Below are 13,868 nucleotides of genomic sequence, written 5' to 3' on the forward strand. Positions count from 1 at the left end.
ATAATACAATGGAAATTACACAATTCTCAATGGAAGAAATTTTAGATCCAACAAACATTATTGAAGGCAAGCGTTATGAATTTATTTTAGATGTAGATATTGATGAGGAAGATGAACTTTATCACGAAGCAGGAATTGAAATTCGTGTATTAATTGCTGAAAAAGGTGAAGAGCCATTTATTTTAAATTACTTCATCCTGGAAAAAGCTAAAGGTGAGTATTTAGATTTTGCATTAGAGGATGAAGAGCTAGAAGAAATTTTAGCATTCTGCAAAGAGGAAATTACAAAAGCATAATATGCTCGTGTAAAAGTCCTCCAAACAAAAATTAATATTTTTATTTGGTAAAATTCCGCTTTTCTTTCAGTGGGCAGGCAAGAGTTACATTGGTGTACTCTTGTTTGTCTCCTGGGAGTCTACGTGGAATTTTAACTTTATGTCCAAAAATATCTTTTGACTGCCTTATTTTTAAATAAATTAAGGATTATTTAAGATTGGTGAAATAATCTTGTTGTGTTCATGAGCTAAACTATGTTTAAGATATAAAAAAACGGGGATTTTTAAATTTATCATTAAAAGTTAGGGATAATATTTTTTAAAACGTATGCTATGTATATAGTTGATTGGAGTGGAGGTTGGGCGACTCCTTGGGGATTAGCGATAGAGGAACGAAGGCTAAAAGCATCACATCCTGTGATAACGCCTTCGTGACCAACATCGTGTTGGCCCGAGACCCTACAGCGAAGCAAAGCGGCTCATCGGACGCCCCCAGGAAGCTTTGCGAAAGCGAAGCGTCAGCAACAAAGCGCCCAGCCGGAACGGAAATCAATCCCACGTTATGGTGAAGAGCCGATTTTTAAACGAAGAGGTGTTCTATGTCAGTTTATACAAATTCTATTATGGTGGCTTTTTTAATAACAATTTTCGCATCCTTTGTACTATTTGTACCTTGGCTAATTTATACGTATCGGAAATATGGCTACTTATCTGTATCCAAAACGATTATTACGTTCTCATTTATTTTTTACTTCTTATCGGCATTATGCTTAGTTTTATTGCCTTTCCCAGAAACACGTGATACTTGCTCTCTGCAAGCCCCAGATACAGTCCATTATAATTTACATCCTTTTCAATTTGTCACTGATATTTTAAAGGATAGTGGGATTGTTTTGACGAATCCATCAACATGGATTTATATCCCAAAGCAGCCTGCTTTTTATCAGGCATTTTATAATTTCTTACTGCTCATGCCGTTTGGCGTGTACTTGCGTTATTTTCTTAAAAAAAGAGAGTACTGGAAGCGTGCATTTCTATTTAGCTTTTTGCTAACATTGTTTTATGAGGTAACCCAATATACAGGGATTTATGGCATCTTTAATTGTGCGTATCGAATTTTTGATGTGGATGATTTAATACTTAACAGTGTTGGTGCACTATTAGGGTTCTTCTTAGCCCCTGTTGTGTGGGCGCTGTTTCCATCTCATGAAGAGGTGACGGCTAAAACAACAGAAATGGTCGAGAAAGATATTGTCAAACCATTATCTATTTTGTTGGCACTAGCAATAGATGTATTTATAGTACATGTCATTTTGTTCTTCGTTAGTGTCGTAACAGGCTATAGTGACATTTTCGAGTTTTTAGTAAAAATTGCTTTGTATATGTTGTTATTTGGTGTTGTTCCAAGCTTTACAAAAGGTGCAACATTAGGGATGAAGTTTATGCGATTTACAATGGTAAGTGAAAACGGCAAAAGCATTGTAAGTCAATCTTGGCGCCGTTGTGTTGCTATTCTCGTAGTAGTCTGTACTTCGGAGATTATAACAATTATAGGCCAGATAAAATTAGATATGGATTCACCATTTTATATACTACAAATTGTCATTACATTGTTAGCCTTTATAGCAAACTTTGTTCTAACAATGGTTATTGCTATTCATGTAATACGTGTCATTGTAAGTGGAGGTAAACGTCGTTTTTATATGGACTATTATGCAGGCTTACTAGCAACGAGAAAAAAATAAGGGGGATTGTTGGATGAAATACGTAATCATCGGGGGAGATGCTGCCGGAATGTCAGCAGCAATGGAAATATATCGAAATGTACCAGGAGCAGAGATTACATCTGTAGAACGTGGATTTATTTATTCATATGGGCAGTGTGGGTTGCCCTATGTTGTAGATGGACGTATTTCATCGACAAAGCGTCTCATTGCAAGAGATGTAGAAACGTTTCGTGATAAGTATGGTATTGATGCACGTGTTGGTCATGAGGTTAACGGAATTGATGTAGACAAGCAGCTTGTTTTTGGAACACAGTCATCTGGGGAATCATTTGAAATTCCCTATGATAAGCTACTTATTGCAACAGGCGCAGATCCTATTATGCCAGTGGAAAAGGGTTCGGATTTAGCAGGTATACACACAGTAAAAACAATACCTCAGCTAGAGGATTTACTAGCTGATTTAACGCCAGATATTGAAAATGTAACAATTATAGGTGCAGGCTATATTGGGCTAGAGATGGCTGAGACGATACATGCTTGCGGCAAAAAAGTAAGATTGATTCAACGAGGTAGTTATGTTGCAAGAATTTTAGATGAAGAGCTTGCGCAACATGTTCATGAGGAAGCAAAAAAGAACGATATCGAGCTTGTGCTAAATACAAACGTAGAGGCGTTTGAGGGGAATCAACGCGTTGAGCGTGTTATGACGGACAATGGCGCATTTGATACAGGTTTAGTCATTATGGCTGTGGGGATTAAACCGAATACACGATTTTTAGAGGGAACAGGCATAGCACTGACTAAAAATGGTGCAGTCATCGTTAATCGACATTTAGAGACCTCTGTTGAAAATATTTATGCTGCGGGTGATTGTGCAACGCATTTTCATATTGTGAAAGAACGTTTAGATTATATACCTCTCGGAACGACAGCTAATAAGCAAGGTCGTTTAGCGGGACTAAATATGTCGGGCAAGTTTGCGCCGTTTCGTGGGATTGTGGGTACTTCGATCTTAAAATTTTTCAATTTAACAATCGCCACGACAGGTATTAATGAGCGCAATGCTAAAGAGCTAGGTTTTGAATATGAGGCATTTAAATTGTCTGCGCGTCATATTGCAGGCTATTATCCAGGTGCCCAACGAATGTTTATTAAAATTGTTGTTCGTAAACGAGATCAACAGCTTTTAGGCGCACAAATTGTTGGTCCGGCAGGTGTTGATAAACGGATCGATGTGTTTGCAACAGCCTTATTCAATAAAATGACGTTACCAGATTTACTAGATTTAGATTTAGCCTACGCGCCTCCATTCAATGGTGTTTGGGATCCGCTACAGCAGGTTGCCAGAATAAATGCGCGTTTATAACGTAGGGGGTAATTAGAAATGAGCATTTACGACATTCAGGTTGCTTTAGAAGATGGGACTGCATATAGCTTAGATCGTTATAAGGGTAAGGCAATGTTAATTGTTAATACGGCTTCAAAATGTGGTTTTACACCGCAGTTTGAAGAATTAGAAGATCTATATAAAAAATATCAGGATGAAGGCCTTGTTGTTCTTGGCTTCCCTTCAAATCAGTTTAAGCAAGAGGTAGCGACTGCTGAGGAAGCGGCGTCACAATGTCGTTTGACATATGGCGTGACGTTCCCTATGCATGACATTGTGAAGGTCAATGGGAAGGATGCACACGCTATTTTTGAGCATCTAACATCGCATTCAAAAGGCTTTCTCGGCAACAGTGTAAAGTGGAATTTCACAAAATTCCTTGTGGATCGTAATGGTGAGGTTGTTGGACGCTATGGATCAGCCGATAAGCCAAGTAGCTTTGAGGATGATATAAAAAAAGTTTTAGCATAATAAAGTTGGAGGATTCACGCACAGTTTGTGTGTGAATCCTTTTTTGCTTTTTGAAAGGTGGAGATGTCGATAAAAATTAAAAGTTGGGCGATAAAACATGAAAATTTATCGATAAAATTCAAATGTTGGGCGATAAAACGTGAAAGTGTTTCGATAAAGTGCAAAAATTTCTCGATAAATTGCACGTGATTTAAGGTTCTTGTAAGCTTGCGACAAATTTGCTGTAAGTTTGAGGACGTATACTAAAGTCAGAAAGAAGAGGTGAGCGTTTATGACGCCATTATTAAAGGTACAAAATGTAGAAAAAACATACGGCAAAGGCGCAAATACATTTACAGCGCTATCGAATATATCATTTGAAGTAGAAAAAGGAGAGTTTGTTGGTGTAATGGGGCCTTCAGGGGCTGGGAAATCGACGCTACTTAATGTGTTAGCCACAATTGATACGCCAACGACTGGTGAAATTATTATTGGTGATACAAACTTAGCACGCATGAAGGATGCTGAGTTAGCAGATTTCCGCCGCGATAATTTAGGTTTTATCTTCCAAGACTATAACTTACTCGATTCTTTAACAGTTCGGGAAAATATCGTACTGCCTCTTGCGATTGCAAAAGTGCCAACAAAGGCAATTAACGCAAGGGTAGAACGTATAGCTACACTGTTCGGGATAAAAGAGTTACTCGATAAATATCCATATCAAATTTCAGGTGGGCAAAAACAACGTACAGCTTCATCACGTGCGTTAGTAACAGAGCCGAAAATAATCTTTGCGGATGAGCCAACAGGTGCTCTTGATTCAAAATCAGCAACAGACTTGCTTGAAAGTTTAAGTGATTTAAATAATTCACAAGCGTCCACGATTATGATGGTTACGCACGACGCATTCGCAGCAAGTTTCTGCCAGCGCATTTTATTCATTCAAGACGGACAGCTTTCTAAGGAAATTCATCGTGGTACTCAAACAAGAAAGCAGTTCTTCCAAGAGATTTTACAGGTGCTTGCTGGCATCGGGGGTGGAGTAAATGACGTTATTTAGTTTAGCGCGTAAAAATATTCAGCGCAATTTGGCGAATTACTTTTTGTATATCGCTTCGATGGTCTTTAGTATCGTCATCTACTTTACGTTTGTGACATTGAAATATAATGATGATCTTTCAGCCTTAAAACAATCATCGCAGCAAATTAAAGGATTGATGAGTGCAGCATCTGTTGTGCTATTATTCTTTATCATCATCTTTATGGCGTATTCCAATTCGTTTTTTATGAAAAGACGAAAAAAGGAAGTAGCACTTTACTCTCTACTAGGAGTGCGTAAGCAGAAAATCGGCTTAATGCTCTTTTTTGAGAATTTAGTGATCGGTTTTGTTTCCCTAGTACTAGGAATTGTTCTTGGATTCTTTATGTCACAAGGTTTATTAATGATCTTAGTACGTTTAATGGGCTTTGAGGTTGTAGGAAGTTTAACATTTTCCCCTGAGGCTCTAGTAAATACAACATGGATTTTTGCGCTACTATTTTTATTCACATCTTTACAAGGCTATCGTGTCATTTATCAATTTAAACTGATTGACCTGTTCCATGCGGAGAAGCAAGGAGAGAAAATTCCACGTGCATCATTCTTAGCAGCTATTCTTGGGACAGCGCTAATTGCATTTGGATATTATACAGCCTCTGAAGATATATTTACGAGCAATATTTGGCAATTTTTCACAGTGCTAGGTACTCCACTAATGGTTATAGGTGTAACGATTGCAGGGACATATCTATTATTCCATAGTGTTAGCGTATTTGTATTAACGGCGTTGAAAAAAGCAACTTCTTGGTCATGGAAAGGCTTGAATTTAATTGGTGTATCACAATTATTGTACCGTATTCGAGCAAATGCTAAATCGCTTTCGATCATCGCTATTTTAAGTGCGACAACGATCACAGCAGGTGGCGGCGTTTTCGGGATGTATTACAATGCGGAAGCAACTGTACGACATATGTTACCTAACACATTTATGTGGAAGGGCGATATGGTAAAATTTTCGCAAGAAGACGTCTTGTACAATGAATCACTTTCTGTGAAAAATTTACGTGTTGATAATGAATATTCGTTTTTTGAATATACATTATTAAAGGAATCCGACTATAATCGTTTAGCGAAATTGCAGGGGAAAGATGAAGAACTGCACATTGCAGATGGTTCAACAGTGTTACTTGATGCAACTTTCGACGAACGTTTCTCACATGATTTTACGGGTGAAGAGTTTAAATTGGAGAACGGGGAATCATTCCATGTTGATAAAATGTATACAGAGAGTGTATTAAACTTTATTCCAGCTGGAACAGTACTCGTTGTTAATGATAAAGTATTCGCTGCCACAAATGCAGAGAATGTTAAAATGCAAGTAGTTGGTATGGATAATGACTTGAAGCAACAGGAGATTTCAAAAGAGATTTCCAATCAACTAGCTACTGAACAGCAGGAAGGATTCTCAAGTGTTCCGCAAAGTTATGAGGCTAGTTTAGCTACTGTAGGATCACTATTGTTTGTAGGAAGCTTTTTAGGATTAGTATTTTTAGCAGCGACAGGAAGTATTATTTACTTCAAAATTTTAACTGAGGCAGAGGAAGATCAGTCTAAATATGCGATTTTAAATAAAATCGGTGTTAATAAAAAACAAATATTAAAAACAGTTGCAGGGCAGGTTGCTGTTATCTTTAGTGCACCACTCATTGTCGGCATCGCACATAGTGCATTTGCGCTGCTAGCCTTTTCACAACTATTTGGTATGGATATAACGAAACCAGTCATACTGTGGATGATTGCTTATTCTGCAATTTACGGCATCTATTATATCTTTACAGTTCGTTCATTCTATAAAATTGTTAGACAGGGGAATTAATATGAAAAAAGTTTTCTTAGGTATAGGAGCATTGTTTATATTGTTCGTAGCAGGTCTTGTTGTTCTAATGACCGTAGATTTTAACCGTTTAAATAAAGAAGCTTACTATGTTCATATCACTACTGACGGTGAAGTAGAGGAATTTAAGGTAAGCAACGGTGAAATATGGAAGTCATATTGGTATGAGGTACCTGCTTATGACAAAAACGGTGAAGAGCAAACATTAAAGTTTTCAGCTCAGAAAAATTTACGCCACGATGCATACTTGAAGCTTTATGTAAAAAAAGAAACAGAAGTTACATCATTTGATGAAATAAAATTCCATGAGCTGCCTGCAAAAGTACAGGAGCTAATGAAGAAATAAGAAGAAGGAGTAGCCTTTAGTTATAGGGCTACTCCTTTTTGTCTTCTTGTAATTGAATGCTGACAGTTGTACCTTGTTGTTCTTCAGAGGTAATCGTTACAGTTCCTCCGTGCGCTTCAATAATATCTCTAGCAATAGCAGTACCTAAACCAGTACCATATGTTTGCTCAGTATTTGTCCCTCGATAATAGCGCTCGAAAATATGTTCAAGATCTTCGGCAGAAATGCCTTTACCGTTATCAGAAATCGTAATGGAATGATCTTCAACAAGAATAGTAACGGATACGTCGGAAGGATTATGAAGCAAAGCATTGTGTAAAAAATTCATTACCGCTCGTCTCATAAAGTGCTCGTCAATGTGATGCTTGATAACATCTTTAGTTGCATTAAATTCAATATTGGCCTGCTCATATTGAGGTGTATTGAGTGTATCAATAACGATTTCACGAATAAATTGCACCATATTTACCTCCGTTAAGCTAAGTGGAAGCTGCTGATGTCTTAATCGCATAGTTAAGTTTAAATCATCCAGTAAATCTTGCATATGCAATGATTGTTTCTCGATAATGTGAGCGTATTCTGTTTGTTCATGAGAAGATAAATTTCCATCATTCAGTAGCTCTGCATAACCACGAATGGAGGCAAGCGGTGTTTTCATATCGTGTGAGACATTACTAATCCATTCCTCACGCATCATCTCTAATCTTTTGCGTTCCTCCTCATGCGCGGCAAGCTCTCTCGATACTTCATTTAAATTTTCAAAAACTGGTTTGTACACGCCACCGGGCATTTTATTAGGCATATGCTCACGATTCTTTAAATGACGAATACGTTCAATCATTGCATATAGAGGCTTGGTCAACGTTCGTCCGAAGAGCCAGCCGACGAGTGTAGCTACTAATAAATCAGCAATGACAATGAGCAAACCAAACTTGCCAATAAACTGTAAGACAGATGAGCCAGAAAAATGAGTGACATATCTAATAACGCCACTGCCCTTGATGCCGATAAGATAACTAATACTTTCTTTACTTCCCACATACACGGTTGTATCAACATCGAATTCTTTATATTTATAAACTTGAATTAAATCAATCGGTGCATAGTGTGAAGGCGCTTTATCCGGGGCAAAATGGGCATCAACGACTTGCCCATTATTATCAAGTAATTGAATCCAAGCATTTCGCTGATGCAATTGTTGAAGACCATCCTTGCTTACTGCTGGCGTTCCATTACTTATATCAATATACTGTTGGAACTCGCGCACGAAGTTTTCTTCTGAATACGAAGTTGTATTATCGTATTTATTTACCTGTTGGAAAATGAAAAAACCAATTAAAATGGCTGTATTCAAGAAAATAACAATAATAACAATAGACAGCACAGACAGAAGGAATCTAGCTGTTAATTTCCATTTCATACTTGTTCCTCTTTTGGAACGATAAATTTATAGCCAAGCCCTTTTACAGTTGTAATATACACAGGCTTCGATGCATCTTTTTCAACCTTTTCACGCAGACGTCGAATATGCACCATCACGGTATTGTCTGAGCCGAAAAAGTCCTCTCCCCATACACGTTCAAATAGCGTTTCTTTACTTAAAATTCGATTAGGATTATTCATAAAGCAAGCCATCAAGCCGATCTCTTTCGCTGTTAGCTCCAATAAAACGTCGTCCTTATGTACCTCCGTTTCATCACCATTAAGTAAGAATGGACCAACTTGAATCGACTTCTCGGAAGCTACTGGCACTGCTTCTTGCGTGTGATAGCCCGCTCTGCGAAGCTGTGCCTTCACACGATAGGCAACCTCTTTAGGACTAAAAGGTTTCGTAATATAATCGTCTCCTCCGATAGCGAGTCCTAAAATTTTATCAATTTCCTCATTTTTCGCTGACATGAAAAGCACTGGCACATGCGATACCTCTCGAATACGACGACATAAATCGTAGCCCTCGCCATCAGGAAGCATCACATCGAGTAGTACAATATCGGGTTGTGTTTGTTGAAAGCTCGTCCATGCTTCTTGAATGGAGCCAGCTGTATGAATTTCTTTATAACCTTCTTTTTGCAGGCTGACTTTTAGAAGGTTTGCTAAATCAGCCTCATCATCCACCACTAGAATAGTTGGCTCTTGCATCGTTCACACGCCCTTTCTTCTTTATTATTTTAAGAATAGCGTATAGCTAATATGTTTAGCAGTAGCTCGATAAACATTTCCTTATTATTTCAAAAATAAAATAACTGAAGCGCCTAAGATAAATGGGCGCATAGCTTAAAATCTGCCACCGATTGAAGTGTCTTATGTGACTTATTATAAATGAAACTTGCTTAAAAAAGGAATTGAGACATTACTTGAATCAATAAATATAGATCAGTTACTTATAAAGGAAAAATAATACTTTATATACTCGTTTGAAAAGTCTATATTCAAAGCAGTTTTATGAAGGACTTAAAAAATTATTGTCTAACTAATTGAAGTATATTAGTCGGTGATATCAAAATAATCAGAAGGGGATGAAAGTATTGAAATCGAAAGTATTGGACACCGCTGATTTTAGGACTCTTATCCTGGATATTGGTACTTCCTGGTATATTTAAATGGTTAGGAATACCAACTTTTGATAAATTACTTTACAGAGTTCTTGGCCCACCTAATACAATCAATATTGTTTTAGCTCTATTATTATCAACTATATTCATTTTCATAGTACTAAAACTGCCTACACCTAAAAAGAAATGAAAATGATCGTGGTAATTACAAAATAAAAGTACAGACTTTTACAATGCATTTGTATGAGTCTGTGCTTTTTTTATGTATAAACGGTTGAAAATATATAAAAAGAACGGCATAATTTTCCATGTGTTCTATAACAATTCTACTGGATGAAAATTATGCATTTATTCATATTAGAAAATGCACTAAGAAAAAAGGAATTCAACGCTACTTTGATTATTCAATACATACGATTATGACAACTTCCTCGAAATGGCAGGAAATATCAAACCTGATGTCGAAATTAAGTTTTAACAATCGACAATTCACTACAAAGATTTATATAAAGCGTTGAAATCGAATTTAACTTCTTTGTGCAAGCACAAAGCCGATTCCGGACCCAATTATGCCGAGGCATAATTGATCAAAAAAAATCTATATACATAAAATAAAAACTAGGAGCGTGACGAAAAAATGACAAACGAGTTGCATGTGTTAGAAAAAGAAGGAATGGAAAGTGAAGACCTTGTACAACAGCCGCAAGCCTTCGAAACATTATTCGTAAATGAATTCATAGATGGTATTTTAGATCCACAACAGAAAATGCTTGGCCCTGTTAAAGACGGTGGGACAATTATTGCTAATACGACGCCAGGATGCTGGGGCCCAATGCTAACACCAAAGATTCGAGGTGGCCATGAAGTAACAAAGCCTGTATTTGTAGAAGGAGCAGAGATAGGGGATGCCATTGTTATAAAGATTAAATCAATACAGGTAACATCAATAGCAACAGCATCTGGGCACGATGAGGCAATTACAGATCGATTTATTGGGGATCCGTTCGTATCAGTAAAATGTCCAGGCTGTGGTAAGCTTCATCCAAGTACAGTCGTCAAAGGGATAGGTCGGCAGTCCATTCGCTGTTCGACATGTGATACAGAAACATCACCTTTTAGCATGACAAATGGCTATACTATGGCACTAGATCATAAAGGTAATATTGGTGTGACTGTTGGGCGAGAAGGGGCTCGCCGTATTGCACTTGATGCGAAAAATTATATGCGTACACCTGAAAATTCTGTGCAAAATCCTGTGGTAGCATTAGCACCAAGTGATTTGATCGGTGTTATGGCAAGAATGCGTCCGTTTTTAGGGCAGCTTGGAACGACACCTTCAAAGGCGATGCCAGACTCTCATAATGCTGGTGATTTCGGTTCGTTTTTAATCGGAGCGCCACATGAATATGCATTTACGCAGACTGAATTAGATACACACCGTACAGATGGACATATGGATATAAGCCGTGTTCGTGAGGGTGCAACAATTATTTGTCCTGTAAAGGTTCCAGGTGGTGGTGTGTACATTGGAGATATGCATGCAATGCAAGGGGACGGTGAAATTGCGGGACATACAACGGATGTTGCTGGCATTGTTCAGCTGCAGGTGAGTGTATTGAAAAAAGTACCTTTGGATGGCCCTATTTTGCTGCCAAACACAGAGGATTTACCTTATACGGCTAAACCTTTTACAAAGGAAGAAAAACGTCGTGCACGTGAGCTTGCAGAGGAATTCGGCGTTAAACACGTGGAGGAAGCATTCCCTGTATCAGTTGTTGGCTCTGGAACGTCATTAAATGAAGCGACAACTAATGCTATCAGCCGTGCTGCGAAACTCTTTGAGATGAGCGAGCCAGAGATTATGAATAGAGCTACGATTACAGGCTCAATCGAAATTGGTCGTCATCCAGGAGTTGTCACAGCAACCTTCCAAGTACCTAAAACAGTATTGAAAAAAGCCCGAATTTATAAGCCAGTGAAAAAACAATATGATTAATAAAGAGAAACCTGATAAAAAAAGCAAACTCTAGTTTGCTTTTTTTTATGTTATAAGGCGAAAAACTACTACGCTTTCGGAGCAGAAATCCAAAGTGTTAAAAAACAAAATGGTCAAGGAAATCATGTGAATGTTGTAACGCTTTAAATGAAGGTGATTTCCGTTCCAGCTGTGGGGGGCGTCGAGCCACTTCCTCTGAACTACATTTTTACGCAGATAAACATTGTGGTTGTTGTCGCTTCGCTCGAAGGTGTGACTAAAACAGATTTTTAAAAAGAGGATAAACAATATATATTAAATTCTTTCACAGGCATAATGAGCATTCTATAATTTACAACTAAAAATATTGGTTGCCCATCCGATATAAAAAGGGGTTTATTGTAAATTGATGCTTACATTGGAAATGTCGAGGTGATTTAAAAGAGACCCTAATTACTTGTAATAGGAGGAGAATTGAAATGAAATTTACGAAATTATTTAGTTTTCTACTTGTGATGGTAATGATGTTTTCGTTCACAACATCTACAACACTTGCTGCATCATCTTCAAAAACGGTTACTTCTAGAGACACAATGAGTCTAAGTCTTGCTAAACAAGCAAGTGGAGATTCTAATGTAATTACATTTAATTTTTCTGGTTTACCATCTGATGCTGTAGTTACTAAAGTGGTAGTTGATGCCAATAGCGGTATCACATATGGAGGTAACGGAGCGATTGTTTCCAATAGAGTACATATCAAAAATGAATCTATGGACAATTATACTTTTGCGCCTTGGGGTTCGCTTAATAAAACTGAAATAACTACTGGAGTTATAGGAAAACCAGCTGCCGGTACATGGTCTATTTATTATAATGGGACAAATGTAAGTACTTTAGGTAGCGCATGGAAATCATATGCCTCCCCAAAACTAACTGTTTACTATAGCTATTAGTTAGTAAAAAATAATGTAACTAAATAGGAGGTACAAAAATGCGATTTCCAACTATTAGTAGTGATACATTAAAATTGTTAGGTGTTGAAAATAAACTAACACCTATTTCAATGCCAAGTTTTTCAGGAATAAATGCGATGTCGACAAAATCAGCTCCAGCGATGAGTGAGGAAAAATATAAGGAAGCGATTATCGCACAGGCTAAAAAAGACTTTGAAAATGACAAGTTTGGTGGTCATAAAAATCCTTCCTATAGGACACTGAAAAGGAGCTTCGTATCTGTAGTATCACCTGACCGTAAAGGCTTGATAGCACAAACAATAAGACAATTACCATTCATGCAGCGTGGAAATGTGAGCTATTTAGAGATCAAGGATGCGAGGGGAAATATTACTTCTACCTATTCGCCCCATAATGGTTGGCATGCAATTGGTACACGAGAAGAACGTATTCGGGAAAGTGAATTTGATGCGATTTATACAGAAGCGTGGCGCTCATTCAAAGCAGCAAGCCAAAATAATCAGAGTGATATCAGTACATCCAGTAGTTCCATAGATGTGTCAGTTTGATGAAGCTAAAATCAATTTCCATAATCATTATGCAAAATTTTATACATGCTATAGCTTGTACAACCCCTCGTATTACCGAAGAGCCATACTTTATTTAATATGACACCTTAATTTCATTAACATAATAGTTTCTCAACAACATGAAAAATAGGATAAATAAAATTTGCCCTCTTTGAAAATCTTTTGCCCCTGCGCTTTCGGGGCAGAGAAACATCCCTCAAAAATTTGGCGGATGTTTCTTGTAACTATTTTGTTGGTCGTCTGTCTACTGTTGTGAGAATGCTTTTTTCTCGATTGTATTGGTGAATGGTGCATAGCTTTCCTTAGTTGTGCGTACTATGGCGCTAGCTTTGATTAGCGTGGGCAATAAGGGCTATTTGTGACAATACGAATGGGCTACCGACTTATGAGTGATTGGCCAATGAGCTCATTTACCGTTCTTCCTTTATACCACACCCCATCTATGAGGTATTTGACCTTTATAGATGGCTTTTTTTATGCTGCGGTAGCTGAAGTTGTCGAATTTGCACGAATACTTTTGTTGTCACTTCTGATGCATATCGCTATTTTTTTAGCATATGTTGGATAAGATTTGTTATATTGAAGGAAGAGTAATCATTATGCCTCGGTATAATTGCGTACGGATTCGGCTTTGTGCTTGCACAAAGAACTTCTTTCCGATTTCGTGACATCTGCCGGAC

The 13,868-nt window shown here is 37.6% G+C and carries 12 protein-coding genes; 10 read left to right on the plus strand and 2 right to left on the minus strand.

What is annotated here, in order from left to right; translation table 11 throughout:
• Positions 1 to 8: 8 nt before the first annotated feature.
• From FJQ98_RS00910 to FJQ98_RS00940, 7 genes are all read left to right on the plus strand, one after another.
• Positions 9 to 296 (plus strand): DUF6509 family protein, encoded by a 288-nt coding sequence (locus FJQ98_RS00910; RefSeq protein ID WP_053592646.1) that lies wholly within the window; start codon positions 9 to 11, stop codon positions 294 to 296.
• Positions 297 to 874: 578 nt separating this feature from the next.
• Positions 875 to 2,020, plus strand: coding sequence for a VanZ family protein (locus tag FJQ98_RS00915; protein ID WP_053592644.1), 1,146 nt, complete (start codon positions 875 to 877; stop codon positions 2,018 to 2,020).
• A gap of 13 nt (positions 2,021 to 2,033) precedes the next feature.
• Entirely contained in the window at positions 2,034 to 3,368 is a 1,335-nt protein-coding gene (locus FJQ98_RS00920; protein WP_053592643.1) for an FAD-dependent oxidoreductase, read from the plus strand.
• Between the two features lie 18 nt (positions 3,369 to 3,386).
• Positions 3,387 to 3,860 (plus strand): glutathione peroxidase, encoded by a 474-nt coding sequence (locus FJQ98_RS00925; protein WP_053592642.1) that lies wholly within the window; start codon positions 3,387 to 3,389, stop codon positions 3,858 to 3,860.
• Between the two features lie 271 nt (positions 3,861 to 4,131).
• Positions 4,132 to 4,899, plus strand: coding sequence for an ABC transporter ATP-binding protein (locus FJQ98_RS00930; protein ID WP_053592641.1), 768 nt, complete (start codon positions 4,132 to 4,134; stop codon positions 4,897 to 4,899).
• Positions 4,886 to 6,754 (plus strand): ABC transporter permease, encoded by a 1,869-nt coding sequence (locus FJQ98_RS00935; RefSeq protein WP_053592640.1) that lies wholly within the window; start codon positions 4,886 to 4,888, stop codon positions 6,752 to 6,754. The genes FJQ98_RS00930 and FJQ98_RS00935 overlap by 14 nt, the downstream gene beginning before the upstream one ends.
• Position 6,755: 1 nt before the next feature.
• Positions 6,756 to 7,118, plus strand: a complete 363-nt coding sequence (locus FJQ98_RS00940) for a YxeA family protein (RefSeq protein ID WP_053592639.1) — start codon at positions 6,756 to 6,758, stop codon at positions 7,116 to 7,118.
• A gap of 28 nt (positions 7,119 to 7,146) precedes the next feature.
• Here FJQ98_RS00940 and FJQ98_RS00945 read toward each other — a convergent pair whose 3' ends face one another.
• Together FJQ98_RS00945 and FJQ98_RS00950 are read right to left on the minus strand one after the other, a co-directional pair.
• Positions 7,147 to 8,538, minus strand: coding sequence for a sensor histidine kinase (locus tag FJQ98_RS00945; RefSeq protein ID WP_053592638.1), 1,392 nt, complete (start codon positions 8,536 to 8,538; stop codon positions 7,147 to 7,149).
• Complete coding sequence (locus FJQ98_RS00950; protein WP_053592637.1) at positions 8,535 to 9,257, minus strand: response regulator transcription factor; 723 nt, start codon at positions 9,255 to 9,257, stop codon at positions 8,535 to 8,537. Before FJQ98_RS00950 ends, FJQ98_RS00945 begins: the two co-directional genes overlap by 4 nt.
• A 1,050-nt stretch (positions 9,258 to 10,307) precedes the next feature.
• Between FJQ98_RS00950 and FJQ98_RS00955 the strand changes: the two genes are divergently transcribed.
• The 3 genes from FJQ98_RS00955 (at position 10,308) to FJQ98_RS00965 (ending at position 13,167) form a co-directional block, all read left to right on the plus strand.
• Complete coding sequence (locus FJQ98_RS00955) at positions 10,308 to 11,666, plus strand: acetamidase/formamidase family protein (protein WP_053592636.1); 1,359 nt, start codon at positions 10,308 to 10,310, stop codon at positions 11,664 to 11,666.
• Positions 11,667 to 12,124: 458 nt separating this feature from the next.
• A complete protein-coding gene (locus tag FJQ98_RS00960; RefSeq protein WP_053592634.1) occupies positions 12,125 to 12,598 on the plus strand; it encodes a hypothetical protein in 474 nt (157 codons plus the stop codon).
• A 38-nt stretch (positions 12,599 to 12,636) separates the two neighbouring features.
• Positions 12,637 to 13,167 carry a hypothetical protein gene (locus FJQ98_RS00965; protein WP_053592633.1) on the plus strand — a complete coding sequence of 177 codons (531 nt, stop codon included), beginning with the start codon at positions 12,637 to 12,639 and terminating at the stop codon, positions 13,165 to 13,167.
• Positions 13,168 to 13,868 lie beyond the last annotated feature (701 nt).

The organism is Lysinibacillus agricola, assembly GCF_016638705.1.
GTDB classification, from domain to species: Bacteria; Bacillota; Bacilli; order Bacillales_A; family Planococcaceae; genus Lysinibacillus; species Lysinibacillus agricola.

Excerpts from the sequence above, each read along its gene's own strand:
- FJQ98_RS00930 (WP_053592641.1), top strand. The coding sequence starts at position 4,132 with ATGACGCCATTATTAAAGGTACAAAATGTAGAAAAAACATACGGCAAA.
- FJQ98_RS00960 (WP_053592634.1), top strand. The coding sequence starts at position 12,125 with ATGAAATTTACGAAATTATTTAGTTTTCTACTTGTGATGGTAATGATG.
- FJQ98_RS00935 (WP_053592640.1), top strand. The coding sequence starts at position 4,886 with ATGACGTTATTTAGTTTAGCGCGTAAAAATATTCAGCGCAATTTGGCG.
- FJQ98_RS00920 (WP_053592643.1), top strand. The coding sequence starts at position 2,034 with ATGAAATACGTAATCATCGGGGGAGATGCTGCCGGAATGTCAGCAGCA.
- FJQ98_RS00965 (WP_053592633.1), top strand. The coding sequence starts at position 12,637 with ATGCGATTTCCAACTATTAGTAGTGATACATTAAAATTGTTAGGTGTT.
- FJQ98_RS00915 (WP_053592644.1), top strand. The coding sequence starts at position 875 with ATGTCAGTTTATACAAATTCTATTATGGTGGCTTTTTTAATAACAATT.
- FJQ98_RS00925 (WP_053592642.1), top strand. The coding sequence starts at position 3,387 with ATGAGCATTTACGACATTCAGGTTGCTTTAGAAGATGGGACTGCATAT.
- FJQ98_RS00910 (WP_053592646.1), top strand. The coding sequence starts at position 9 with ATGGAAATTACACAATTCTCAATGGAAGAAATTTTAGATCCAACAAAC.
- FJQ98_RS00950 (WP_053592637.1), bottom strand. The coding sequence starts at position 9,257 with ATGCAAGAGCCAACTATTCTAGTGGTGGATGATGAGGCTGATTTAGCA.
- FJQ98_RS00955 (WP_053592636.1), top strand. The coding sequence starts at position 10,308 with ATGACAAACGAGTTGCATGTGTTAGAAAAAGAAGGAATGGAAAGTGAA.
- FJQ98_RS00940 (WP_053592639.1), top strand. The coding sequence starts at position 6,756 with ATGAAAAAAGTTTTCTTAGGTATAGGAGCATTGTTTATATTGTTCGTA.
- FJQ98_RS00945 (WP_053592638.1), bottom strand. The coding sequence starts at position 8,538 with ATGAAATGGAAATTAACAGCTAGATTCCTTCTGTCTGTGCTGTCTATT.